Genomic DNA, 25083 nt, shown 5'->3' on the forward strand with positions numbered 1-25083 from the left:
CGCGAGGCCTGCGGGTACCACCGCACGAACGCCGCGAGGGCGGGCAGTCGATCCGACTGCCCGCCCTCGGCGTGTCCGGTCTCAGGACGCGGTGCCGTCCGGGCCACCCGTACCGCCCCGGCGCCGCAGCCGGCCCCAGGCCCGGCGGACCGGACCGGTGACCGTGCCGGCCGCCCGGGCCACCCGGTCGCGCACCGTGAGCCGCGCTGCCAGCACGGCGTCGGAGACCTTCCACCAGAGCTGGGCCGAGGACGGCGGCAGCAGCACCGCCCTGGTCCGCCCGGCCCGGCCGGCGCCGGCCCGCAGCCCGTCCCGGGCGGTCCGGACGTCCGCCGCCACCGGGGCCGACACCTGGGCGGAGCGGGCGTAGAGTACCCGCTCGGTGGCCAGCGCCACCCGGCCGGCGGCGGCCGCCGAGGCCTCGTCCAGTTCGGCGGCCTCGGAGATCCGCCGGGCGGCGGCGCGCGGCGTGCGCGACTCGTCCGGCTGGATGCCGATGTCCCAGGCGGAGTCGATCAGCTCGTCCCAGGCGGCCAGCACCTGCTCGTCGGTCGGCTCCGCGGAGCCGTCACCGCCGGGCCGCCGCCGCCCGCCCGCGCCGAGCCGGCGGCGGCGCAGCAGCGTCCGCCAGAGCATCGGGGTCAGCAGCAGCGCGACCAGCACCAGGACGCCGGCCAGGGCGGCCAGCACCTGCCAGGAGAGCAGCCAGGACTCCTCCTGGGCACCGGTGGCGCTCTTCTTCTGGTCCCCGCACTCGCCCATGCGTCGCAGCTTCGCGTCGCAGTCGCTGCTGTTGGAGGGCACCGCGACCGGCCCGCTGCTCTGCGCGGCGGCGGTGGGCGCGGTGCTCGGCGCGGTGGTGGCCGCGGGGAGCGGCTCGGTGTAACGGGGCGCCACCCCGCGGCCCTTGGTGGGCTCGAAGCGCGTCCAGCCGAAGCCCTCGAAGTACAGCTCGGGCCAGGCGTGGTACATCAGCCCGTTGACCGAGTACCGGTCGCCGCCCTTCGCGTCGCCCGGGGTGAAGCCGACCGCGACCCGGGACGGGATGCCCAGGGTGCGGGCCATCGCCGCCATGGTGGAGGCGAAGTGCACGCAGAAGCCCTTGCGGTTGCGCAGGAACTCCACGATCGCGTCGTTGCCGGTGCCGGCCTTGATGTCGGTGCGGTAGGTGAAGTCGGGGCCGGTGAACCAGTCCTGCAGCGCCAGCGCCTTGTCGTACGGGGTGGGCGCCTTCCTGGTGACGGCCTCGGCCTGCTGCCGGACCACCGGCGGGAGGTCCTTGGGCAGGTCGGTGTAGTGCCCGGCGATCTGCGGACGGGCGGGCAGCGCCTGGCGCAGCTCCTCGGCGGTGGGCCGGACGTCGTACGCGGTGACCTGGTAGTGCAGGCCCTTGATCGCCTTGTCCTTGGTCGGCTGGACGGTCCCGGTGAGGGTGTCCACCTTCCAGTTGCCGGGGACGGGGACGGTGGCGTTCTTGGCGGGGTAGGGCATCGGCAGCCAGGCGGAGTCCAGCTTCTCGGAGACCTGGAAGTCGCCCTGGACCGCCGGGACGTCGAGGTTGCCGAGCCCCTCGGGGGCGGCGAAGGCGCCCTTGAAGTCGGTGGTGCCGGGATTGCTGAGCTTCCACGCGGTGCCGTCGAACGAGTCCAGCGAGCCGGTGCGCAGGTAGGCGGTGTCCGCCAGGCTGCTGTCCATCCGGTAGGTGAGCAGCTCGATGTCGCTGGGCTTGGTCAGCGCGGACTCCAGGGTGACCAGCGGGTCGAGGCTGGAGACACCCCCGGTGCCGGTGCCGCCGTTGGAGGCGCCGTTGGAGCCGGTGTGGATCAGCCCGCCGTCCCAGTGCGGCAGGAACACCGGCACCAGCAGGGCCAGCGCCAGCGCCAGGACGCCGATCCGCTGGCCGCTCAGGCTGAGCGTGCCGGAGCCCTCGGCTCCGCGCGACGTGCCGCGGAAGACCCGGCCCCAGCGGGAGACCCGGTCCTGGCCCTCGGCGAAGAGCAGCACCAGGTAGCCGGCGGAGGCGAGCCCGAACCAGACCCAGCTGCCGTGGTCACCGGCCAGGCCGTTGCCGACCGAGTAGAGCGCCAGCAGCGGCAGCCCGGCCAGCGCCGAGCGCCGGTACGTCACCGCGACGGTGTCCACCATGATGGCGATCAGCCCGACGGACGCGACGAGGATCAGCCGCAGGCCCGGCTCGGGCGGCGCCGGGATGGCGTACTGCCGGATGTCGTCCAGCCCGCGGCCGAGGACGCCGCCGAGGGTGTGCACCGACTCGGGCCCGGGCAGCATGCCGCCGAACTCGTTGGTGGCGCTCGCGAAGCCGACCAGCAGCAGCACGAACAGGACGAGCAGCTGCCCGAGCGGCACCGTCCAGCGGTAGAAGGGCGTCCGGCGCAGGCCCGCGCCGGCCAGCGCGATCACGGTGATCACCAGGAGGGCGTGGGCGATCCAGCTCCTGCCGGTGAGCAGCGGGGTGAGGCAGAGTGCGGCCAGGGCGGTGGCCAGCGCCGAGTACACGGTCAGTTTGGCCCGGGTGGTCACGCGCCGGCCTCTTCTCGGTAGGGGGAGGGCGACTCGGTCCGGTCGGCGGCCTGCCACAGCTCGGGGACGGAGTCCCCGGCGCACACCGGGAGCACCGTCCAGCCGGCCTCGCGCAGCTGCCGGACCCGGTCGCGGAACTCGTCCCCGCCGGTTTCGGGCGCGAGCATCCGCAGACCGGACCAGGTGCCGGTGTCGAGCAGGAAGGCCACGGCGCCGCCGGTGCGGTTGCGCAGCCGGGCCAGCCGGGCGGTCTGCGCCTCGTCCAGCTCGCCGAGGACGGCGACCAGCAGGCCCTCGCCGGCGGTGCGCAGCGGCTCCTCGGCGCGGGAGAGCCCGCCGCCGTCGGAGAGGTCGACCACCGCGAGTGCGTCCAGGATCAGGCCGGAGGATTCGGCGGCGGTGTTGCCGCCGCCGGCGGCCGGGCCGGGGACGCAGTGGCCGGTGTCGGTGAGCAGGCGGGTCTGGTAGCCGCGCTCCAGCAGGTGGACGGCGACCGAGGCGGCGCAGCTGACCGCCCACTCGAAGGAGGAGGCGGGGCCGCTGCCGCGGTGGCCGGCGTCCCGGGTGTCGAGCAGCACGGTGGCGCGGGCCTTCTGCGGCTGTTCCTCGCGGCGGACCATCAGCTCGCCGTACCGGGCGGTGGACTTCCAGTGCACCCGGCGCAGGTCGTCGCCGTGCCGGTACTCGCGCAGGATGACGTCGTCGTCGCCGGCCAGCGCCAGGGTGCGGGTGCGGCTCTCGCCCTGGCCGGTCCACTCGCCCTTGAGCCGCACGAGCGGCAGGTTCTGGACCTGCGGCACCACGGTGAGGACGTCGGAGGCGGCGAAGGAACGGTTCAGCTCGCACATCCCGAACGGGTCGGAGAGCCGCAGCTGGAGCGGCCCGAGCGGGTAGCGGCCGCGCAGGTCGGAGCGGACCCGGTAGGACACCTCGCGGTTCCCGCGCGGTTCGACCCGGTCCAGCACGAACCGCGGGCGCGGCCCGAGCACGTACGGGACCTTGTCCTCCAGCAGCAGCAGGCCGGTGGGCACCCGGGAGACGTTGTCCACCCGCAGGTGGACCCGGGCCTCCTGCCCGGCCACGGCCCGGCGCGGGGAGAGCCGGCGGCCGCTGGCCACCCGGTAGCGGGTGTTGGCCAGCAGCAGGGCGGCGGCCAGCGGCAGGGCCGCGAGCAGCACGCCGACGCGCAGCAGCGCGTCCTGGTCGAGCAGGTAGGAGCAGACCACCGCGGTGGCCCCGGCGGCGAGGAAGGAGCGGCCCCGGGTGGTGAGGCCGCGCAGGCCGGCGCGCAGGCCCGACGGTGCGTCGGACGGCCCCACCTCAGCCCCTCCGGACGGCCGGGCCGCCCTGCGGGCGCGGCAGCGGCAGCCGGGCGACGAGGTCGGTCACGATCTGCTCGGACGTGCGGCGGCTGAGCTGGGTCTCGGCGGTCGGCATCAGACGGTGGGCGAGCACCGGGACGGCCAGCCGCTGGATGTCGTCCGGGGTGACGTAGTCGCGCCCGTCCAGCGCGGCGGCGGCGCGGGCGGCCCGCACCAGGTGCAGGGTGGCGCGCGGCGAGGCGCCCAGGCGCAGCTCGTGGCTGGTCCGGGTGGCACCGACCAGGTCGACGGCGTAGCGCCGGACCGGGTCGGCGATGTGCACGGTGCGCACCAGCTCGATCAGCTTGAGGATGTCGGCGGCGTGCGCGACCGGCTGGAGGTCCTCCAGGGGGCTGGCGCCGGCGTGCACGTCGAGCATGGCGAGCTCGGCCTCGGGGCTCGGGTAGCCCATCGAGATCCGGGCCATGAAGCGGTCCCGCTGGGCCTCCGGGAGGGGGTAGGTGCCCTCCATCTCGACCGGGTTCTGGGTGGCCACGACCATGAACGGCGAGGGCAGTTCGTAGCTGGTGCCGTCGATGGTGACCTGGCGCTCCTCCATCGACTCCAGCAGGGCGGACTGGGTCTTCGGCGAGGCCCGGTTGATCTCGTCGCCGACCACGATCTGGGCGAAGATCGCGCCCGGGCGGAACTCGAAGTCACGCTGGTGCTGGTCGAAGATGTTGGTGCCGGTGACGTCCGAGGGCAGCAGGTCGGGCGTGAACTGGATACGCCGCACGGTGCAGTCGACGGACCGGGCCAGCGCCTTGGCCAGCATGGTCTTGCCGACGCCGGGCACGTCCTCCAGCAGCAGGTGGCCCTCGGCGAGCAGCACGGTCAGGGCGATCCGGACGGCCTCCGGCTTGCCCTCGATGACGCTCTCGATGTTGGTCCGCACCCGGTCCACGACGGCGGCGAGCTCGGGCAGGCCGACCTGGTGGTACCCGGGCGTCCGCTGATCGCCCCCCGTACGACCTTCGAGACCGGCCTGATCGTTGTAGCTCGTCACCCGTACGCTCCCTGGCACGCTGCGCCCGCCTCACCCCGAGGCCGGCCCCCACCCCTGCTTGACGCGGCCCCTCCGGGAGCGGTTCCGTGGGGGAGCCGGTGCCGGGGTGCGGCCTGCGGCCTGGCCGCCCCAGGTGGTTCGGGGTCAGACCGGCAGGCGCATTCTCCCCCGGGCGGTGGCCAGAAGTCACCATCTCACCGGGAAGCACCGGGTCGCGCGCGGGGGAAGCGGGTAGGCGGGTGCCACGGGAACGCCGCGGAGGGCCCGGACGGCGCTGGCCGGGCCGACGGCGGCGCTGGGAGCGGGGGAGAGGGTCAGGAGATCTCGCGGAGCAGCCCGGTGTGGACGTCGAAGACGAAGCCGCGTACGTCGTCGGTGTGCAGCAGGAACGGCGAGGTGCGGACCCGCTGCATGGACTGCCGGACGTCGCCGTCGAGGTCGACGAAGGACTCCACCGCCCACTGCGGGCGCTGGCCGACCTCCAGTTCCAGCTCGCGCCGGAAGTCTTCGGTGAGGCCGAGCAGGCCGCAGCCGGTGTGGTGGATCAGTGCGACCGAGCGGGTGCCGAGGGCGCGCTGGCTGATGGTGAGCGAGCGGATGGTGTCGTCGGTGACGACACCACCGGCATTACGGAGCACGTGTGCGTCGCCGAGTTCGAGCCCGAGGGCGGCGAACAGGTCGAGCCGGGCGTCCATGCAGGCCACCACGGCGACCTTCTGGACCGGGCGGGCGTCCATGCCGCCGTCGCGGAAGGTCACCGCGTACTCGCGGTTGGCCGCGACGAAGCGGTCGATGATGTCGGGACCTGTGGAGTCGGCAGCGGCGGTCGGCGTGGGCCGGTCGGGGGTCACTGTCATATCGGAGACGTTAGTGCGATTCTCCCGTCCGTGGTGGAGTCAGGGGCTACAGAGCGGGCGGCTGTGATCGAGTGCATATCCACAACCCGCAGGCCCCGGGGGCCGTTCCGGCCCGATTTGTCCGCTCCCCGCACGGGAGCCGGCCCGGCCGGGGGCGCGCGGAGCCGCCGCGCGACCACGGGCGGCCGCGCCCGCAGCTCGCCGGAACGGCCGCGACCTGCGGTGATCCGTACCGCCGCCCGGGTGGTGCGCCGGAGCGGGCCATTGACTGGCGGGGTCCGCGCGATAGAGTTGCGGCGCAGTGGAGCACGCCCGCCGGAGCCCGTCAACCGGGCCTTTCCGGCCGGTGCGGCGGCCGACGCGGCCCGTGGCCTCCACCCGCTCCGTGCCACCTGGCGCACCTTCCCCGGTGCCGGGCGGTTACGACCTTCCCCAGAGCGGGCGGGGACCACGGGCCGCGTCCCTGGCCGGGGCAGCTCCCCCCAGGCGCCGGTTCCGGCACGCAGTGGGCCAAAATGGTCGGAGCTCCCGGACATCGGGCTGCTCCGCACCGAGGAAGGGCGCCACCGCGCAACATGAGCGAGCGAAGCGAGCGAACCAGGAAAAGGCGCGCGTGGGCGAATGCCCCTGCCGAGCGAAGCGAGGCGGGCGCATGAGCACCAACGAACCGGCTCCCAAGCACGTCCCCGTGATGCTGCAGCGGTGCATGGACGCGCTGGCCCCGGCGATCTCGCAGCCGGGCGCCGTGGTGGTGGACGCCACCCTCGGCCTCGGCGGGCACAGTGAGGCCCTGCTGACCCAGTTCCCGGACGTCCGGCTGGTCGCGGTGGACCGCGACCCGGCGGCGCTGAAGCTCTCCGGCGAGCGGCTGGCCCCGTTCGGCGACCGGGCCACCCTGGTGCACGCCGTCTACGACGAGATCCCCGAGGTGCTGGAGCGCCTCGACATCCCCCGGGTGCAGGGCATCCTGTTCGACCTCGGCGTCTCCTCGATGCAGCTGGACGAGGCCGAGCGCGGCTTCGCCTACTCCCAGGACGCCCCGCTGGACATGCGGATGGACCAGACCCGGGGCCTGAGCGCGGCCGAGGTGCTCAACACCTACACCCACGGCCAGCTGGCCCGGATCCTGAAGGTCTACGGCGAGGAGCGGTTCGCCGGGAAGATCGCCTCGGTGATCGTGCGCGAGCGCGAGAAGGAACCGTTCACCACCAGCGCGCGTCTGGTCGAGTTGGTGCGCAACGCCATCCCGGCCGCCACCCGTCGTACCGGCGGGAACCCGGCCAAGCGCACCTTCCAGGCGCTGCGGATCGAGGTCAACGGCGAGCTGGAGGTGCTGGACCGGGCGATCCCGGGCGCCCTGGACGCCCTGGCGCTGGGCGGGCGGATCGTCGTGATGTCCTACCAGTCGCTGGAGGACCGTCTGGTCAAGCAGTACCTCGCCGCCGGAGCGACCAGCACCGCCCCGCCGGGGCTGCCGTTCGTCCCGGAGGAGCACCAGCCCTGGCTGAAGCTGATCACCCGCGGTGCCGAACTGGCCACCGAGGAGGAGATCGAGGAGAACCGGCGCGCCGCGCCCGTGCGGCTGCGGGTGGCGGAGAGGATCAGGGACCGAAGCACCCGGGGCTGACCAGGTCGGGGCGGTCGGAAGGGCGGAGGAGAAAGCGTGGGGCCGGTGGCCGGAGGCGGGGCGGGGGGCGCGGTGCTCCCCGGGCAGGGCGGCAGGGCGCGGATCACGGTCCGCCCCGGGCGGCGCCCGGTACGGGGGCGGACGCCGTTCGCGGTCCTGGTGGTAGTCCTGCTCGCGGCCGGGCTGCTCGGCCTGCTGGCGTTGAACACCGCGCTCAACGAGGGCTCCTTCGAACTCTCCCGGCTCCAGCGGCAGACCACCGTGCTCACCGACGAGCAGCAGGGCCTCCAGCACCAGATCGACCAGAACTCCGCGCCGGACGCGCTGGCGCGCCGGGCCGCCGAGCTGGGCATGGTGCCGGCCGGCGGGATGGCCTTCCTGGACGTCCCGAACGGCGGCAAGGTGCTCGGCACGCCCGGCCCGGCCCAGGACAGCCAGCCGGTGAAACGGTCCACCGCCGAACCGTGGCCCGGGAACCCGCAGCCCTCGCCGGGCGCCCAGCCGGGCACCGCCGCGCCGACGGCCCCCGCGGCCGGCGGCGACACCACCGTCCAGATCAACCCCGCCGCGCCGCAGCCGGCGCCGACCGCGACCGGGGGTGCGGGCCGATGAGCGAGCGAAACGACCGGAAGGTGCGCGAAGCGCTCGCCGGGTGCAGCGAGGTGGGCGCATGAGTACGCCGCGACAGCCGTCCGGGGGCGGCGGCACCGGACGCCCCCGGCCCGCCGCCAAGGGCGCCGCGCCGCGCCAGGCCCCGCGCGCCCAGCCCGGCAAGGCACAGTCCGGCAAGGCACAGCCCGGCCGGCCCCAGCCCGCCAGGCAGCAGCCGGCCAAGCCGCAGCCCGCACGGTCGCAGCAGCCCCCGAAGGCCCAGCCCGCCAAGCAGCCGGCCAAGGCCCAGCCGGCCCGGAGCCCCCAGGGCAAGGCGCCCCGGACGCCGCAGCAGCGCCGCCCGGAGGCCCGCCCGCCGGTCCGCGGCCAGGCGGCCGGCCGGCCGCGCCCGAAGTCCCGCCCGCCGCAGCACCCGCGGCCCAAGCCGATCCGGCTGGCCGACTCGCGCCGCCGGCTCCGGGTGGTCACCGTGGCGCTCTCCCTGGTGTTCTCGGTCTTCGCCGGCCGCCTGGTCCAGCTCCAGCTGCTGGACTCCGACGCGCTGGCCGCCGACGCCAACACCAACCGCTACCTGGACATCCCGATCACCGCCGAGCGCGGCTCGATAACGTCCGCCGACGGCGTGGCGCTGGCCACCACCGTCGACGCGTACGACATCACCGCCGACCCGGCCATGTTCACCCCGGGCTCGGCCGGCATCCCCGACGCACCCGAGCAGGCGGCCGCGCTGCTCGCGCCGATCCTCGGCCTGCCCAAGGAGAAGATCACCGCCGACCTGCACACCCCCAAGAGCCGCTACAAGCGGCTCGCCGCCCAGCAGACCCCCGACGTCAAGAACCAGATCAGCGACCTCAAGTCGACCCTGGAGAAGCAGGCCAACTCCCGGGCCTGCGTGGCCCAGCGGCGCCTGCTGAACAAGCCCGCGGCGGAGGGCGGACGGAGCAGGGTGGACAACGAGTGCTTCAACCCGCTGGGCGGGGTCTTCAACCGGGACACCCAGAAGCGCGTCTACCCCTCGGACGGGCTGGCCGCCAACGTGGTCGGCTTCGTCAACGCGGAGGGCGAGGGCGCCGGCGGCCTGGAGTCGCAGTACCAGAAGGTGCTGGCCGGCAAGGACGGTCACAGCAGCTACGCCCAGTCCGGCGGCCGGCTGGTGCCGACCGCAGGGGGCTCGCTGGACCCGGCCGTGCCCGGCACCGACCTGCGGCTGACCGTCAACCGGGACATCCAGTGGGCGGCCCAGCGCGCCATCACCGACCAGGTCGCCAATGCCGGGGCGGAGAAGGGCTATGTCGTCGTCCAGGACGTGAAGACCGGCCAGGTCCTGGCGATGGCCACCTCACCCGGCTTCAACCCCAACGACCTGAGCAGCGCCAAGTCCTCCCAGCTCGGCAACGCGGCCCTGCAGGACGCGTACGAGCCCGGCTCCACCGCCAAGCTGATGACCATGGCCGCCGTGCTGGACACCGGCAAGGCCACCTGGGACACCAAGGTGACCGTCCCGTACCCGCTGGTCCGCGGCGACGTGGCGTTCAAGGACGACGTCGAGCACCCGACCTGGTACCTGACCCTGGCCGGGGTGCTCGCCAAGTCCTCCAACATCGGCACCATCGAGGCCGCCCAGACGCTCGGCGCGACCCAGCCCGAGGCCAACCAGGTGCTCTACGACTACCTGCGCAAGTTCGGCATCGGCCAGCAGACCGGCCTGGGCTTCCCCGGCGAGACCGCCGGCCTGCTGGACAAGCCGGAGGACTGGAAGGCGTCCAAGCAGTACACCATCCCGTTCGGCCAGGGCCTGTCGGTCAACGCCCTGCAGGCGACCTCGGTGTTCTCCACCATCGCCAACGGCGGGGTGCGGGTCACGCCCAGCATCGTCCAGGGCACCACCGCGCCGGACGGCCGGTACACCCCGGCCGCGCCCGGGGCGGAGTCCCGGGTGGTCAGTGAGCAGACCGCGAAGACGCTCACCGAGATGCTGGAGTCGGTCGTCACCGACGAGCAGGGCACCGGCGGGAAGGCGGCCATCCCCGGCTACCGGGTGGCCGGGAAGACCGGCACCGCCAACCGGGTGGACCCGAAGACCGGCGGCTACCGCGGGTACACCGCGTCGTTCATCGGTTTCGCCCCGGCCGACCAGCCGCGGGTCACCGTCTCCTGCGTCATCCAGGACCCGGTCAACGGCCACTTCGGCGGCCAGCTCTGCGGCCCGGTGTTCAAACAGGTGATGGAGTTCACCCTGAAGACCCTGCAGGTCCCGCCGAGCGGCAGCGAGGCACCCAACCTGCCCGTCGAGTGGAAGCCGTGATCGACCATGAGCGACCAGCGGGCCGGGCGGGACGACGGCACGGCGCAGGCCCGGTTTGGCCCTGGGCACCCTTCGGCGGATAGCCTTCCCGCCGTGCCGAAACCCGATCAAACCACCGTGACTCCGCCCCGCCCCGCCCGGGCCGAGGCCCAGCCGCTCGCCGAGCTGGCCCGTCTGCTCGGCCTCGCGCCGGTCGAGGGAGGCCTCGTCACCGGCGTCACCCACGACTCCCGCGCGGTGCGCCCGGGCGATGTGTACGTGGCCTTCCCCGGCGCCAACCACCACGGCGCGGCCTTCGCAGCCCAGGCCGCCGAGGCGGGCGCGGTGGCCCTGCTCACCGACCCGGCCGGCGCGGAGCTGGCGGCCGGTACCGGCCTGCCGCTGCTGGTGGTCGACCGGCCGCGGGCCCGGATGGGCGAGCTGGCCGCCGCGGTCTACGGCCGGCCCTCCGAGCGGCTGCTGATGATCGGGCTGACCGGTACCAACGGCAAGACCACCACCTCCTACCTGGTCGAGGGCGGCCTGCGCGGCGCCGGGCGCAGCCCCGGCGTGATCGGCACCGTCGAGATGCGGGTCGGCAGCGAGCGGATCAAGAGCGAGCGGACCACCCCCGAGGCCACCGACCTGCACGCGATCCTCGCCGTCATGGGCGAGCGCGGCGCGGACGCGGTGACCATGGAGGTCTCCAGCCACGCGCTGGTCTTCGGCCGCACCGACGGCGTGGTCTACGACGTCGCGCTGTTCAACAACCTCACCCCCGAGCACCTCGACTTCCACCCGGACATGGAGGACTACTTCCAGGCGAAGGCCCGGCTCTTCCAGCCCGGCAAGTCCCGCCGCGGGGTGGTCAACGTGGACGACCCGTACGGGCGCCGGCTGGTGGCCGAGGCGAAGATCCCGGTCACCTCCTTCTCCGCCACCGGCGCGCCCGAGGCCCACTGGCGGGCGGTGGACGTCCAGCTCGGCCCGGTCGGCTCGACCTTCCGGGTGCTCGGCCCCGACGGCGCCGCGGCCGACGCGGCCGTCCCGCTGCCCGGCCCGTTCAACGTCGCCAACGCGCTGGCCGCGATCACCCTGCTGGTCACCGCCGGGCTGCCGTTGGAGCAGGCCGTCGCCGGGATCGCCGCCGTGCCCGGGGTGCCGGGCCGGCTGGAGCGGGTCGACGCCGGGCAGCCGTACGTCGCGGTGGTCGACTACGCCCACAAGCCGGACGCGCTGGAGGCCGTCCTCGGCTCGCTGCGCGAGGTCACCAAGGGCCGGCTGCACGTGGTGGTCGGCTGCGGCGGCGACCGCGATCCGCACAAGCGCGCCCCGATGGGCGCCATCGCCGCCCGCCTGGCCGACACCGCCGTGCTGACCAGCGACAACCCACGCAGCGAGGATCCGCTGGCGATCCTCGCCACCATGCTGACCGGCGCCGCCTCGGTGCCCGAGGCCGAGCGCGGCGCCGTTCTGGTGGTGCCCGACCGCGCCGAGGCGATCCACCTCGCGGTGGCCCGCGCCCAGGCCGGCGACACCGTGCTGGTGGCCGGCAAGGGCCACGAGCTCGGCCAGTACGTACGAGACGAGATCCGCCCCTTCGACGACCGGGAGGTGCTGCGCGAATCCATCACGCAGACCACGGCCGCCCGGGGCACCGGAGGAGTAGAGCAGCCGTGATCGCACTGACCCTCGCCGAGGTGGCCGCAGCAGTCGGGGGCACCCTGGACGGCGCCGACCCCGACACCCCGGTGACCGGCCCGGTCGAGGTCGACTCCCGCAAGGTGCGCCCCGGCGGCCTCTTCGCCGCCTTCGTCGGCGAGCGCGTGGACGGCCACGAGTACGCCCGGACGGCGGTCGAGGCCGGCGCCGTCGCCGTGCTCGCCTCCCGCCCGGTCGGCGTTCCCGCCGTCCTGGTCGACAGCGTGGTCGACGCGCTGGGCAAGCTGGCCCGCGCCGTGGTCGCCCGGGCCGAGGCCACGACCGTGGTCGCGCTGACCGGCTCGGCCGGCAAGACCAGCACCAAGGACCTGATCGCCCAGCTGCTCCAGCGGCACGGCGAGACCGTCTACCCGCCCGGCTCGCTCAACAACGAGATCGGCCACCCGATGACCGCGCTGCGGGTCGAGGCCGGCACCCGGCACCTGGTGATGGAGATGGGCGCCCGGCACAAGGGCGACATCGAGTACCTCACCTCGATCACCCCGCCCCGGATCGGCCTGGTGCTGAACGTCGGCACCGCGCACGTCGGCGAGTTCGGCTCCCAGGAGGCGATCGCCGAGGCCAAGGGCGAGCTGGTCGAGGCGCTGCCCGCGGACGGCGCGGCGATCCTCAACGCCGACGACCGCCTGGTGCGCGCGATGGCCTCCCGGACCAAGGCCAAGGTGGTCCTCTTCGGGGAGTCCCCGGACGCCCATGTCCGGGCACAGGATGTTCGCCTGGACTCCACCGGACGGCCATCGTTCACGCTGATCACCCCGGCCGGTTCCGCACCCGTGCACCTGCGCCTGTACGGTGAGCACCACGTCTCGAACGCCCTCGCCGCCGCTGCGGTGGCGGTGGAGCTCGGGATGTCCGTCGACGACACCGCCGAAGCACTGAGCGAGGCGGGTGCGCTGTCCCGCTGGCGCATGGAGGTCGTCGACCGGGCCGATGGTGTCACCGTCGTCAACGACGCCTACAACGCGAACCCCGACTCGATGCGGGCCGCGCTGCGGGCGCTGGTCTCGATGGGGGGGCGTGGCCCGGAGCGCCGCCGGACCTGGGCGGTGCTCGGCGAGATGCGGGAGCTCGGCGAGGAGAGCCTGGCCGAGCACGACGCCATCGGGCGGCTCGCGGTACGGCTGGACGTCACCAAGCTGGTGGCGGTCGGCGGGCGCGAGGCGGCCTGCATGGAACTGGGCGCGAGGAACGAAGGTTCGTGGGGTGAGGAGTCGGTGCTGGTGTCCGACGCGGACGCGGCGGTCGAGCTGCTGCGCAGTCAGCTGCTGCCCGGGGATGTGGTCCTGGTGAAGGCCTCCCGTTCGGTGGGGCTGGAGAAGGTTGCCGAGGCTCTTCTCGCGGACGGTGCTGCGTAAATGAAGCAGATCCTCTTCTCCGGCATGATCGGTCTGATCCTGTCGCTGCTCGGCACGCCGGCCCTGATCAAGCTTCTCGCCCGGCACGGCTACGGCCAGTACATCCGCGACGACGGCCCCAAGGCGCACCACAGCAAGAAGGGCACGCCCACGATGGGCGGCATCGCCTTCATCCTGGCGACGCTCATCGCCTACTTCGCCACCAAGGCGATAACGGGCGAAAGCCCCACGATCTCCGGGCTGCTGGTGCTGTTCCTGACGGTCGGCCTGGGCCTGGTCGGCTTCCTGGACGACTACATCAAGGTCGTCAAGCGCCGCTCGCTCGGCCTGCGGGCCAAGGCGAAGCTGGTCGGCCAGTCGGCGGTGGCCCTCGCCTTCGCCGGTCTGGCGATGCAGTTCGCCGACGACCGGGGGCTCACGCCGGCCTCCGACCACCTGTCCTTCGTCCGGGACTTCAAGTGGTCCATCGGGCCGGTGCTGTTCGTCATCTTCGCGTACTTCATGATCGCCGCGATGTCGAACGGCGTGAACCTGACGGACGGTCTGGACGGTCTGGCCACCGGCGCCTCGGTGATGGTCTTCGGCGCCTACACCTTCATCGGTGTCTGGGAGTACGGCCAGAGCTGCGCGTACACGATCTCCGCCACCGCCAACTGCTACGACGTCCGCGACCCGCTGGACCTCGCCGTCGTCGCCGCCGCCCTGATGGGCTCCTGCTTCGGCTTCCTCTGGTGGAACACCTCGCCCGCCAAGATCTTCATGGGTGACACCGGCTCGCTCGCCCTCGGCGGCGCCCTGGCCGGCCTGGCGATCTGCTCCCGCACCGAGCTGCTGCTCGCGCTGCTCGGCGGCCTCTACGTGATCATCACCCTCTCGGTGATCATCCAGGTCGGCTCCTTCCGGATGACCGGCAAGCGCGTCTTCAAGATGGCCCCGCTGCAGCACCACTTCGAACTCAAGGGCTGGACCGAGGTCCTGATCGTGGTCCGGTTCTGGATCATCCAGGGCCTCTGCGTGGCCGTCGGACTCGGCCTCTTCTACGCGGGATGGGTGACCGGATGACCAACCCCGACTGGGCCGGACTGCCGGTCACCGTCGCCGGCCTCGGCGTCTCCGGGATCAGCGCCGCCCGCGTCCTGCACGGCCTCGGGGCCCGCGTCACCGTCGTGGACGGCGGCTCCGGCGAGGGCCTGCGGGCCCGCGCCACCGAGCTCAGGGCGCAGGGCATCACCGTCCGCCTCGGCGACGGCGACAGCCTGCCCGAGGGCACCCGGCTGGTCGTCACCTCGCCCGGCTGGCCGCCCAGCAGCCCGCTGTTCGCTGCCGCCGGCGAAGCCGGCGTCGAGGTCTGGGGCGACGTCGAACTGGCCTGGCGCCTGCGCAAGCCGCTGCCGTCCACCGGCGAGCCCGCCCCCTGGCTGGCCGTCACCGGCACCAACGGCAAGACCACCACCGTCCAGATGCTCGCCTCGATCCTCGCCGCCGCCGGCAAGCGCACCGCCGCCGTCGGCAACGTCGGGGTCTCGGTGCTGGACGCGGTGCTCGCCGAGGAGCCGTACGACGTGCTCGCGGTCGAGCTCTCCAGCTACCAGCTGCACTGGGCGCCCTCGCTGCGCCCGTACTCGGCCGCCGTCCTCAACCTGGCGCCGGACCACCTGGACTGGCACGGCTCGATGGAGGCGTACGCCGCCGACAAGGGCCGGATCTACGAGGGCAACGTCGTCGCCTGCGTGTACAACCTGGCCGACCCGGCCACCGAGGAGCTGGTCCGCGAGGCCGACGTCGAGGAGGGCTGCCGCGCCGTCGGCTTCGGCCTCGGCGCGCCCGGCCTGTCGAACTTCGGCGTGGTCGACGGCCTGCTGGTGGACCGCGCCTTCGTGGCGGACCGGGCCAAGAACGCCGCCGAGCTGGGCTCGGTCGAGGACGTCAACCCGCCGGCCCCGCACAACATCGCCAACGCGCTCGCCGCCGCCGCCCTCGCCCGGGCGTACGGGGTCGACCCGAAGGCCGTCCGCGAGGGGCTGCGGGCCTTCCGCCCGGACGCCCACCGGATCGCCGAGGTCGGTGTGGTCGACGGCGTCACGTACATCGACGACTCCAAGGCCACCAACACCCACGCCGCCGCGGCCTCGCTGGCCTCGTACCGGCCGATCGTCTGGATCGCCGGTGGCCTGGCCAAGGGTGCCACCTTCGACGACCTCGTCCAGGGCGCGGCCGAGCGGCTGCGCGGCGTGGTGCTGATCGGCGAGGACCGCGCGCTGGTCCGGGAGGCGCTGGCACGACACGCGCCGGATGTCCCGGTGATCGAGGCGGCCGAGGGCCAGACTGGCGCGGTGGCGATGACCGAGGTGGTCCGCGCGGCCACGTCTCTCGCCCAATCGGGTGACACCGTGCTGCTGGCGCCGGCCTGCGCCTCGATGGACATGTTCACCAACTACGGCGAGCGCGGCGACCTCTTCGCGGCGGCGGTCCGGCAGCTGGAAGGCACCTGGGGCACGCCCTAGGGCCGGAGGAACACCCTCGGCCGGGGCACGCCCCGCGGCCCTTCGGCTCGCGAGGCGCAAGAAGAGGAGAGCAGGGGCGTGGTGGCGGGGCAGGGCAGGGCGGGCGGTACCGGTGCGCCGGAGAAGAGCCCGGCCGATCCGTGGCGGGTGATCTCGGCCACCACGACCGCCTACAAGTCGGCCGGCCCGGTGGCCCGGGCACAGGCCTTCCGGGCCCGCCTGCGGTACACGCTGGACCGGCCGCTGACGCCCTATCTGCTGATCATCGGCTCGACGCTGCTGCTGGTGGTGCTGGGCCTGCTGATGGTCTTCTCCGCCTCGCAGATCCTCGCCCTCGGCCAGCACCGCTCGTCGCAGTTCTACTTCCTCAAGCAGCTGGTCGCGGCGATGCTCGGGCTCGTCCTGCTGATCGGCTTCGCGTCCGTGCCGGTCGCGGTGCTGCGGGTGATCACCTATCCGGTGATGTTCGGGGTGATCGGCGCGCTGGCGCTGGTCGCCGTCCCCGGCATCGGGGTGGAGGTCAACGGCAACCGGAACTGGCTGGATCTGGGCTTCTTCCAGTTCCAGCCGTCCGAGTTCGCCAAGCTCGCCTTGATGCTCTGGGGCGCCGACCTGCTCGCCCGCAAACAGAAGAACGGCAGCCTCGACCAGTGGAAGCACCTGCTGGTCCCGCTGGTCCCGGGCGCCCTGCTGCTGCTGGCGATGATCATGCTCGGCGGCGACATGGGCACCTCGATGATCCTGGTGGCCGTGCTGTTCGGCCTGCTCTGGATGGTCGGCGCCCCGCTGCGGCTGTTCGTGGCCACCCTCGGCGTCGCCGTCGTGGTCTGCACCGCCCTGGTGGTGACCGTCCCGCACCGGGCCGAACGGCTCGCCTGCATCGGCGTCACCAAGCTCGACCCGGCCGGCGCCTGTTTCCAGGCGCTGCACGGCATCCAGGCGTTCGGGCTCGGCGGTCTCTTCGGTTCCGGGCTCGGCGCCGGCGTCGAGAAATGGGGCCAGCTCCCGGAGGCGCACACCGACTTCATCTTCGCCGCGACCGGCGAGGAACTGGGCCTGGTGGGGACGCTGTCGGTGATCGGCCTCTTTACGGCACTAGGCTACGCGGGTATCCGTGTGGCCATCGGTACGAAGGATCCCTTCGTCAGGTACGCCGCGGGAGCCGCCACCACGTGGATCATGGCACAGGCCGTGATCAACCTCGGGTCGGCGCTGGGACTGCTGCCCATCGCGGGCGTCCCGCTCCCGCTGTTCTCCTACGGCGGTTCCGCCATGCTGTCGGCCATGTCCGCGATCGGTGTGCTGCTCTGCCTCGCACGCAGCACCTCGGGCGCGAAGGCGGCCCTGGCCGCCCGGAGCAAGAACTCCCGGGTCAGGAGACGACTGGCCCGGGTGCTGCCACGACGACGAACCACAGCGCGCCCGGCCCCGGTGCCGGCGCGCAGGGAGCGGTGAATTTCGGTGCATGTCGTACTCGCCGGCGGGGGGACCGCCGGTCACATCGAGCCGGCCCTCGCCCTCGCGGACGCCCTCCGCAGGCACGACCCGTCCATCGGGATCACCGCCCTGGGCACCGAACGCGGTCTGGAGACCCGGCTGGTACCCGAGCGCGGCTACCAGCTGGAGCTGATCCCGGCCGTCCCGCTGCCGCGCAAGCCCACCCCCGAGCTGATCACCGTCCCGGGCCGGCTGCGCGGCACCGTCCGGGCTGCCCAGGAGATCATCGAGCGGGTCAACGCCGACGTCGTGGTCGGCTTCGGCGGCTACGTCGCGATGCCGGCCTACCTGGCCGCCAAGCGGGCCGGCGTGCCGATCGTGGTGCACGAGGCCAACGCCCGGCCCGGCCTGGCCAACAAGATCGGCGCCCGGTACAGCGACTTCGTCGCCGTCTCCACGCCGGACAGCAAGCTGCGCGACTCCCGGTACATCGGCATCCCGCTGCGCCGGACCATCGCCACGCTGGACCGCAACGCGGCCCGCCCGGAGGCCCGGCACTACTTCGGCCTCGACCAGCGGCTGCCCACCCTGCTCGTCTCCGGCGGCTCGCAGGGCGCCCGCCGGCTCAACGAGACCGTCACCGCGATCGCGCCGCGGCTCCAGCAGTACGGCGTGCAGATCCTGCACGCGGTCGGCCCGAAGAACGAGCTGCCGCAGGTGAACGACATCCCCGGGATGCCGCCCTACCGCCCGGTGCCGTACGTGGACCGGATGGACCTCGCGTACGCGGCCGCCGACCTGATGCTCTGCCGGGCCGGCGCCATGACGGTGGCCGAGCTGGCCGCCGTCGGCCTGCCCGCCGCCTTCGTCCCGCTGCCGATCGGCAACGGCGAGCAGCGGCTGAACGCCCAGCCGATGGTCAAGGCCGGCGGTGGCCTGCTGGTCGACGACGCGGAGCTGACCCCGGACTGGGTGCTGCAGAACGTGCTGCCGGTGCTCACCGACCCGCAGAAGCTCTGGGACATGAGCCGGGCGGCCGCCGAGTTCGGCCGCCGGGACGCCGACGAGCTGCTGGTCGGCATGGTGTACGAGGCGATCGAGGCCGCCCGGGGTGGTCGCCGACGTGGCTGACGGCCGGCTCGCCGACCCTCCCCCGGCCTCCGGCCGGGGGTACGCCCAGGACGAGGTGGAGTTCGGGGACGAGGGGTACGCTCCCCGGCTCCGGCTCTCCCGGCGGGGCATCGTGGTGCTGGGCGCGCTCGGCGCCGCGGTGGTCGGCGGGCTGGCCTGGCTGGTGTTCCTGTCGTCGGTGCTGGACGTGCGCAGCGTCTCGGTGCAGGGCGTGCAGGACGACAAGCTGACGGTCGACCAGGTCCGCGCGGCGATCGGCGAGGTCGGCGGCGGCCCGCTGGCCCGGGTGGACCTGGCCGACGTCGAGCGGCGGGTGAACGCGATCCCGCGGGTGGCCGGGGCCGAGGTCTGGCGCGGCTGGCCGCACACGCTGCAGGTGAAGATCGTCCAGCGCACGGCGGTCGCCGCCGTCAAGGGGGAGGACGGTCAGTTCACCCAGGTGGACGCGGGCGGCGTGAGCTTCGCCACCGAGGCGACCGCCCCCGAGGGGGTGCCGGTGGTCGAGCTGCGGCTCGGTCAGCCGGCCCGGGACGCGGACTCGGTGATCACCCGTTCGCAGTTGGTGCAGGGCGCGGTGGCGGTGGCCGCCGGCCTGCCCGCCGAGGTTCGGCAACGGGCCGGGGCGGTGCTGGTGTACTCCTACGACGACATCCAGGTGCAGCTCAGCGGGGGTGCGACGGTCCGCTGGGGGAGTCCGGAGCAGACTGATCGCAAGGCCCGGGTGCTGGTGGCGCTGCTGCATCAGAAGGGTACGAACTTCGATGTCAGTGCTCCGGAGGCGCCGGCGGTGTCCGGATGATCCGGTAGGTTCTCTGTCTGGGGGAGGGGTTGACGCGGGTTTCGTGTCGGCCTGACCCTTGGTGGTCACCCCGGTTTCATAAGCTGGTTGATGATCACATAGGCTCAAAAGAAAAAGGGAAGCTCGGCGTGTTCGTTGAAACACGTGCCCGGGGCCACCTAGTGTCCTGTGTCACCAGACTGTGTCCCCTGGTGATGTGACGGGGGCACAGGACTAACCCTAAAGGTCAAGTTTAGGGTTGGGGTCGGCGGTCGGCATTTCGGACATTCAGTCAGAAACCAGGCTCCCTACCCATCGACATCCGTCGGAACGACACCCCACCGGGAGTCGGGCCGACCCGGAAATTCGAGGCGAGAGGCCTTCGACGTGGCAGCACCGCAGAACTACCTCGCAGTCATCAAGGTCGTCGGTATCGGCGGCGGTGGTGTCAACGCCATCAACCGGATGATCGAGGTCGGTCTCAAGGGCGTCGAGTTCATCGCGATCAACACCGATGCGCAGGCCCTCCTGATGAGCGACGCCGACGTCAAGCTCGATGTGGGCCGTGAACTCACCCGGGGCCTCGGCGCCGGCGCCAACCCCGAGGTCGGCCGGAAGGCCGCCGAGGACCACCGCGAGGAGATCGAGGAGGTCCTCAAGGGGGCCGACATGGTCTTCGTCACCGCCGGCGAGGGCGGCGGCACCGGCACCGGCGGCGCGCCCGTGGTGGCCAACATCGCCCGCTCGCTCGGTGCGCTGACCATCGGTGTGGTCACCCGCCCCTTCACCTTCGAGGGCCGGCGTCGCGCCAACCAGGCGGAGGACGGCATCGCCGGCCTGCGCGAAGAGGTCGACACCCTGATCGTGATCCCCAACGACCGGCTGCTGTCCATCTCGGACCGCCAGGTCAGCGTGCTGGACGCTTTCCGCTCCGCCGACCAGGTGCTGCTCTCCGGCGTCCAGGGCATCACCGACCTGATCACCACCCCGGGCCTGATCAACCTCGACTTCGCCGACGTCAAGTCCGTCATGTCGGACGCCGGCTCGGCACTGATGGGCATCGGCTCCGCCCGCGGGGAGGACCGCGCCAAGGCGGCCGCCGTGATGGCGATCTCCTCGCCGCTGCTGGAGGCCTCGATCGACGGCGCCCGCGGCGTCCTGCTCTCCATCTCCGGCGGCTCCGACCTCGGCCTGTTCGAGATCAACGAGTCCGCCCAGCTGGTCAGCGAGGCCGCACACCCCGAGGCCAACATCATCTTCGGTGCGGTCATCGACGACGCGCTCGGCGACGAGGTCCGCGTCACCGTGATCGCCGCGGGCTTCGACGGCGGCCAGCCGCCGGCCATCGTCCGCGACCCGGTGGTCAAGGCCGGCCAGACGGCCCCGGCCGCCACGCCGGCCCCCGCCCCGGAGCGCCCGGCGAGCCGGCCCTCGTACGGGAGCATCGGCTCGGTGACGGCCCGCCCGGAGGGTGAGACCGCCGGCGCGCCGCGTCCGGCCGAGGCGCCGTCCACCGCGACCGCCGCCCCCGTGCCTCCGCAGGTGCAGCCCGCCCGCCAGCCGTTCGTGGAGAGCCCCGCCGAGGAGCTCGACGTCCCGGACTTCCTTAAGTGATCGATCGCACGTCCCGCAACGGTGCTCACTTCGCCTTCACCACCCGGTGGGGCGGGGTGAGCACTTCGCCGTACGGGGAGCTGAACCTCGGCGGTGCGGTGGGGGACGACCCGGCCGTCGTCCGGGAGAACCGGGCGATCGCGGCCCGCTCGCTGGGGCTCGACCCGGCGGACGTGGTCTGGATGAACCAGGTGCACGGCGCGGACGTCGCCGTGGTGGCGGAACGCCAGCCGCCGGGAGAGGCCCCGAAGGTGGACGCGGTGGTCACCGACCGGCCGCTGGCACTGGCGGTCCTGACCGCCGACTGCACCCCCGTCCTGCTGGCCGACCCGGTGGCGGGCGTGGCGGGGGCGGCCCACGCGGGCCGGCCCGGGCTGGCGGCCGGCGTGGTGCCGGCGGTGGTCGGGGCCATGGTGGAGCTGGGTGCCGAGCCGGGGCGGATCACCGCCGCGATCGGGCCCGCGGTCTGCGGCCGCTGCTACGAAGTGCCGGCGGCGTTGCGCGCCGAAGTCGCCGGACTGGTGCCGGCCGCGTACGCCGAGACCTCCTGGGGCACGCCGGCCCTGGACCTGCCGGAAGGAGTGGCGGCTCAGCTGGCCGCTGCGGGAGTCACCGAGTTGGTGCGATCATCCGTCTGCACCCTCGAATCCTCCGATCACTACTCCTACCGCCGCGAGCAGCGCACGGGCCGGCTCGCGAGCTACGTCTGGTTGGGCTCTGAACTCTCATGACGAACGACATCTACGGACCGTTCCCGGGCAGCCAGGAATTCCTCTCCGCCCTGACGCAGGGACAGCGGGCCCGGTACGAGGAACTCGGGACCAACCTCGAGGTCGTCGAGCGCCGGATCGCGGACGCCTGTGCGGCCGCCGGGCGGGCGCGTGACGAGGTGAAGCTGGTCGTGGTCACCAAGACCTACCCGGCCGAGGACACCGCGCTGCTGGCCGCACTGGGCGTCACCGATGTCGCGGAGAACCGCGACCAGGACGCCGCTCCCAAGGCGGAGCAGTGCAGAAACCTTCCGCTGGACTGGCACTTCGTCGGCCAGCTGCAGACCAACAAGGTCCGCTCGGTGGTCCGGTACGCGAACCACGTGCACTCGGTGGACCGGCTGCGGCTGGTCGAGTCGCTCTCCGCGGCGGTGCTCAAGTCCGGGCGGCCGGAGCTGGGTTGCCTGGTCCAGGTCGCACTGGAGAAGGAGCAGGGCGAGGGGGAGGGCCGGGCCGGGGTCGCCCCGGCGGAGGTCGGGGCGCTGGCCGACGCGATCGCGCAGGCGCCCGGGCTCCGGCTGGACGGTGTGATGACCGTCGCGCCGCTCGCCGGACCGCTCGCCGCGGACCCGGCCCGGGCGTTCGTGCGGCTGGCGGAAATCGCAACCGCCGTACGGACGGCCCATCCTGCTGCCACCATGGTTTCCGCAGGAATGAGTGGTGACCTTGAGCAGGCCGTTGCCGCCGGGGCGACACATGTGCGCGTCGGAACGGCGGTACTCGGAGTGCGGTCCCCCCTCGGGTAACGTCACCGGGTAGTAGATCAGACTGCAGGACAAAATAGGACAGAAACTAGCAGCTTTCCAGAGCGCTAGCGAACCGTGGATCGCAGCTCCGCGGCCCCCACCCACGACTTCTGAGCGGCCGTCGGCCTGACGGGCAGTCGTGGGCGGACCGCGGAATCCGCAGGCAGGGCCGTACGGCGTGGCCGCCGGGACGGGGCCGGTCCGCAGAGCGAGCGGAGCGGGCGACCATCGGAAGGTGCGCGTTCGCGAAGCAGCCACCGAGCGCAGCGAGGTGGACATGAGCGGAGGAGACAGGAGCATGGCCGGCGCAATGCGCAAGATGGCGGTCTACCTCGGCCTCGTGGAGGACGAGACGTACGACGGTCAGGGGTACGACCCCGACGACGACTACGACGCGGACCCCGAGCCGATTCGCACCGGGCGGACGGAGGACATCCCCCGGCCTGCCTCTCCGGCGCCCGCCCCGGTCTCCTCGATCACGCCGCAGCCCGTGGCGGCCGCGGTCCCGATCCGGCAGGAGACTCCGAGGATGGCCCCAGTGTCGTCCATCACACCCGAACGCCGCCACAACCTGGAGAAGAGCGCCCCGGTGATCATGCCCAAGGTAGTGAACGAACGAGAGCCCTACCGCATCACCACGCTGCACCCCCGGACCTACAACGAGGCCCGTACCATCGGGGAACAGTTCCGTGGCGGCACCCCGGTGATCATGAATTTGACCGAGATGGACGACACTGACGCGAAGCGCCTCGTAGACTTCGCCGCTGGACTCGTCTTCGGTCTGCACGGCAGTATCGAGCGCGTGACACAGAAGGTGTTCCTGCTGTCGCCTGCTAACGTCGATGTCACGGCGGAGGACAAGGCTCGGATCGCCGAGGGTGGGTTCTTCAACCAGAGCTGACCCGACCACGACTTTACGTGTGGATCTGATCGACAGTGAGTTAGCGACAGGCAGCAAGGGCCCGAGGGCCGAGAACCGGGGAGAGGGAAGCGCGATGGGGATCGTGTGGGCGGTGCTCTATTACGCGCTGACCGTCTTCCTGGTGTTCCTGCTTGCGCGGCTGGTGATGGACTGGGTGTTCCAGTTCGCGCGTTCGTGGCGGCCCGGCAAGGCCATGGTCCTGGTCCTGGAGGCCACGTACACTGTCACGGATCCGCCGCTCAAGCTTCTTCGGCGGTTCATTCCGCCGTTGCGTCTCGGGGGCGTGGCGCTCGACCTGTCCTTCTTCGTACTGATGATCATTGTGTATGTCCTGATCTCGCTTGTGCGGCCCTAGTCGTAGGTGAGCGATGCGACAGGATGCCGGTGTGCCGACGATCACGTTGAGGTGAAGAGATGCCATTGACCCCCGAGGACGTTCGGAACAAGCAGTTCACGACCGTCCGCCTGCGCGAAGGCTATGACGAGGACGAGGTCGATGCCTTCCTCGACGAGGTCGAGGCGGAGCTGACCCGCCTTCTCCGCGAGAACGAGGACCTGCGCGCCAAGCTGGCCGCCGCGACCCGTGCCGCCGCGCAGAACCAGGCCAACATGCGCAAGGAGCCGCCGCAGGACTCGCGTCCCGGCGCCCCCGTGCCGGCCGCCATATCCGGCCCGCCGGTCCCTGGCCAGCAGCAGGGACCCGGTCCGCAGCAGATGGGTGGCCCCGGCGGTCCGCAGCAGATGGGCGGCCCGCAGCAGCAGATGGGCAACCAGCCCCTCGGCCTGCCGTCCGGCGCCCCGCAGCTCCCGTCCGGCCAGGGCGGCCCGATGGGCGGCCCGCAGCAGCAGATGAACCAGACCATGGGCGGCCAGCAGCAGCTGGTCCAGCCGATGGGCGGTCAGATGCTCCAGCCCATGGGCGGTCCCGGTGGCCCGCAGCAGATGGGCAACCCGATGGGCCAGGGCATGGGCCAGCAGCAGATGCAGCAGATGGGCGGCCCCATGGGCGGCCCGCAGCAGCAGCAGATGGGCGGCCCGCTCGGCGCCCCGATGCAGCAGCAGGGCCCCGGTGGCGACAGCGCGGCCCGCGTGCTGGCGCTCGCCCAGCAGACCGCCGACCAGGCGATCTCCGAGGCCCGTTCCGAGGCCAACAAGATCGTCGGCGAGGCGCGCAGCCGGGCCGAGGGTCTGGAGCGCGACGCCCGGGCCAAGGCCGACGCCCTGGAGCGGGACGCGCAGGAGAAGCACCGCGTCGCGATGGGCTCGCTGGAGTCCGCGCGGGCCACGCTGGAGCGCAAGGTCGAGGACCTGCGGGCGTTCGAGCGTGAGTACCGCACGCGTCTGAAGTCCTACCTGGAGACCCAGCTGCGCCAGCTGGAGTCGCAGGCGGACGACTCGCTCGCCCCGCCGCGCATCCCGGCCACCGCTTCGCTGCCGCCGGCCGTGTCGTCGATGGCTCCGGCCGGTGCGTCCGCGATGAGCAGCGGTGCGCCGAGCTTCGGTGGCAACCAGCCGTCCTTCGGTGGCAACCAGCCGTCGTTCGGTGGGCAGAGCTCGTTCGGCGGCAACTCCGGTGCGCCGAGCTTCGGCGGGCAGGCGTCGGGCGGCAACTCCGGTGCGCCGCAGATGCAGCCGGCCGGGATGACGCAGCCGATGGCGGCCGTCCGTCCGCAGCCTCCGCAGCCGATGCAGCAGGCGCCGGCGCCGATGCGCGGGTTCCTGATCGACGAGGACGGCGACAACTAAGCGGTACGCAGTACATCGAGGGCGCCCCCTCTGTGACCTCCGGGTCACGGTGGGGGCGCCCTCGTTTCGT

General features: G+C 72.9%; 20 protein-coding genes. 16 read left to right on the forward strand and 4 right to left on the reverse strand.

The window, feature by feature from the left end:
- Window positions 1-81: 81 nt before the first annotated feature.
- From OG286_RS28445 to OG286_RS28460, 4 genes are all read right to left on the reverse strand, one after another.
- Complete coding sequence (locus OG286_RS28445; protein WP_396319384.1) at window positions 82-2541, reverse strand: transglutaminaseTgpA domain-containing protein; 2460 nt, start codon at window positions 2539-2541, stop codon at window positions 82-84.
- Window positions 2538-3860 carry a DUF58 domain-containing protein gene (locus tag OG286_RS28450; RefSeq protein WP_396319383.1) on the reverse strand — a complete coding sequence of 441 codons (1323 nt, stop codon included), beginning with the start codon at window positions 3858-3860 and terminating at the stop codon, window positions 2538-2540. The genes OG286_RS28445 and OG286_RS28450 overlap by 4 nt, the downstream gene beginning before the upstream one ends.
- 1 nt (window position 3861) lies before the next feature.
- Window positions 3862-4827, reverse strand: a complete 966-nt coding sequence (locus tag OG286_RS28455) for an AAA family ATPase (protein WP_396319650.1) — start codon at window positions 4825-4827, stop codon at window positions 3862-3864.
- A gap of 395 nt (window positions 4828-5222) precedes the next feature.
- Window positions 5223-5765, reverse strand: a complete 543-nt coding sequence (locus OG286_RS28460; protein WP_396319382.1) for a beta-class carbonic anhydrase — start codon at window positions 5763-5765, stop codon at window positions 5223-5225.
- Window positions 5766-6417: 652 nt separating this feature from the next.
- Here OG286_RS28460 and rsmH point away from each other — a divergent pair.
- From rsmH to OG286_RS28540, 16 genes are all read left to right on the forward strand, one after another.
- Entirely contained in the window at window positions 6418-7392 is a 975-nt protein-coding gene (gene rsmH, locus OG286_RS28465) for a 16S rRNA (cytosine(1402)-N(4))-methyltransferase RsmH (RefSeq protein ID WP_396319381.1), read from the forward strand.
- 36 nt (window positions 7393-7428) lie between these two features.
- Window positions 7429-8004 (forward strand): cell division protein FtsL, encoded by a 576-nt coding sequence (locus tag OG286_RS28470; protein ID WP_396319380.1) that lies wholly within the window; start codon window positions 7429-7431, stop codon window positions 8002-8004.
- Between the two features lie 58 nt (window positions 8005-8062).
- Window positions 8063-10309, forward strand: a complete 2247-nt coding sequence (locus tag OG286_RS28475) for a penicillin-binding transpeptidase domain-containing protein (RefSeq protein WP_396319378.1) — start codon at window positions 8063-8065, stop codon at window positions 10307-10309.
- Window positions 10310-10315: 6 nt separating this feature from the next.
- Window positions 10316-11968: a UDP-N-acetylmuramoyl-L-alanyl-D-glutamate--2,6-diaminopimelate ligase gene (locus tag OG286_RS28480; protein WP_396319376.1), complete on the forward strand. Its 1653-nt coding sequence runs from the start codon at window positions 10316-10318 to the stop codon at window positions 11966-11968.
- Window positions 11965-13365, forward strand: a complete 1401-nt coding sequence (murF, locus tag OG286_RS28485; RefSeq protein ID WP_396319374.1) for a UDP-N-acetylmuramoyl-tripeptide--D-alanyl-D-alanine ligase — start codon at window positions 11965-11967, stop codon at window positions 13363-13365. Before OG286_RS28480 ends, murF begins: the two co-directional genes overlap by 4 nt.
- On the forward strand, window positions 13366-14427 hold the full coding sequence (gene mraY / locus OG286_RS28490) for a phospho-N-acetylmuramoyl-pentapeptide-transferase (RefSeq protein ID WP_396319373.1): 1062 nt from the start codon (window positions 13366-13368) through the stop codon (window positions 14425-14427).
- Window positions 14424-15869: a UDP-N-acetylmuramoyl-L-alanine--D-glutamate ligase gene (gene murD, locus OG286_RS28495; protein ID WP_396319372.1), complete on the forward strand. Its 1446-nt coding sequence runs from the start codon at window positions 14424-14426 to the stop codon at window positions 15867-15869. Before mraY ends, murD begins: the two co-directional genes overlap by 4 nt.
- 147 nt (window positions 15870-16016) lie before the next feature.
- Window positions 16017-17324 (forward strand): putative lipid II flippase FtsW, encoded by a 1308-nt coding sequence (gene ftsW, locus OG286_RS28500; RefSeq protein WP_396319649.1) that lies wholly within the window; start codon window positions 16017-16019, stop codon window positions 17322-17324.
- Window positions 17325-17330: 6 nt separating this feature from the next.
- Window positions 17331-18437, forward strand: a complete 1107-nt coding sequence (gene murG, locus OG286_RS28505; protein ID WP_396319371.1) for an undecaprenyldiphospho-muramoylpentapeptide beta-N-acetylglucosaminyltransferase — start codon at window positions 17331-17333, stop codon at window positions 18435-18437.
- Window positions 18430-19236, forward strand: a complete 807-nt coding sequence (locus tag OG286_RS28510) for a cell division protein FtsQ/DivIB (RefSeq protein WP_396319370.1) — start codon at window positions 18430-18432, stop codon at window positions 19234-19236. Before murG ends, OG286_RS28510 begins: the two co-directional genes overlap by 8 nt.
- Window positions 19237-19602: 366 nt before the next feature.
- Complete coding sequence (gene ftsZ, locus OG286_RS28515) at window positions 19603-20829, forward strand: cell division protein FtsZ (protein WP_396319369.1); 1227 nt, start codon at window positions 19603-19605, stop codon at window positions 20827-20829.
- A complete protein-coding gene (pgeF, locus tag OG286_RS28520) occupies window positions 20826-21560 on the forward strand; it encodes a peptidoglycan editing factor PgeF (RefSeq protein WP_396319368.1) in 735 nt (244 codons plus the stop codon). The genes ftsZ and pgeF overlap by 4 nt, the downstream gene beginning before the upstream one ends.
- The gene (locus OG286_RS28525; protein ID WP_396319367.1) at window positions 21557-22345 is read left to right on the forward strand and encodes a YggS family pyridoxal phosphate-dependent enzyme; all 789 of its coding nucleotides are present in this window, start codon (window positions 21557-21559) and stop codon (window positions 22343-22345) included. Before pgeF ends, OG286_RS28525 begins: the two co-directional genes overlap by 4 nt.
- A 298-nt stretch (window positions 22346-22643) precedes the next feature.
- Window positions 22644-23246, forward strand: a complete 603-nt coding sequence (gene sepF / locus OG286_RS28530; RefSeq protein WP_396319648.1) for a cell division protein SepF — start codon at window positions 22644-22646, stop codon at window positions 23244-23246.
- Window positions 23247-23340: 94 nt separating this feature from the next.
- Window positions 23341-23622 (forward strand): YggT family protein, encoded by a 282-nt coding sequence (locus tag OG286_RS28535; protein ID WP_238740330.1) that lies wholly within the window; start codon window positions 23341-23343, stop codon window positions 23620-23622.
- Window positions 23623-23681: 59 nt separating this feature from the next.
- Window positions 23682-25013 (forward strand): DivIVA domain-containing protein, encoded by a 1332-nt coding sequence (locus OG286_RS28540; RefSeq protein ID WP_396319366.1) that lies wholly within the window; start codon window positions 23682-23684, stop codon window positions 25011-25013.
- Window positions 25014-25083: the final 70 nt, after the last annotated feature.

Origin of the sequence: Kitasatospora sp. NBC_00039, from assembly GCF_045160625.1 — a bacterium.
Taxonomy (GTDB): domain Bacteria; phylum Actinomycetota; class Actinomycetes; order Streptomycetales; family Streptomycetaceae; genus Kitasatospora.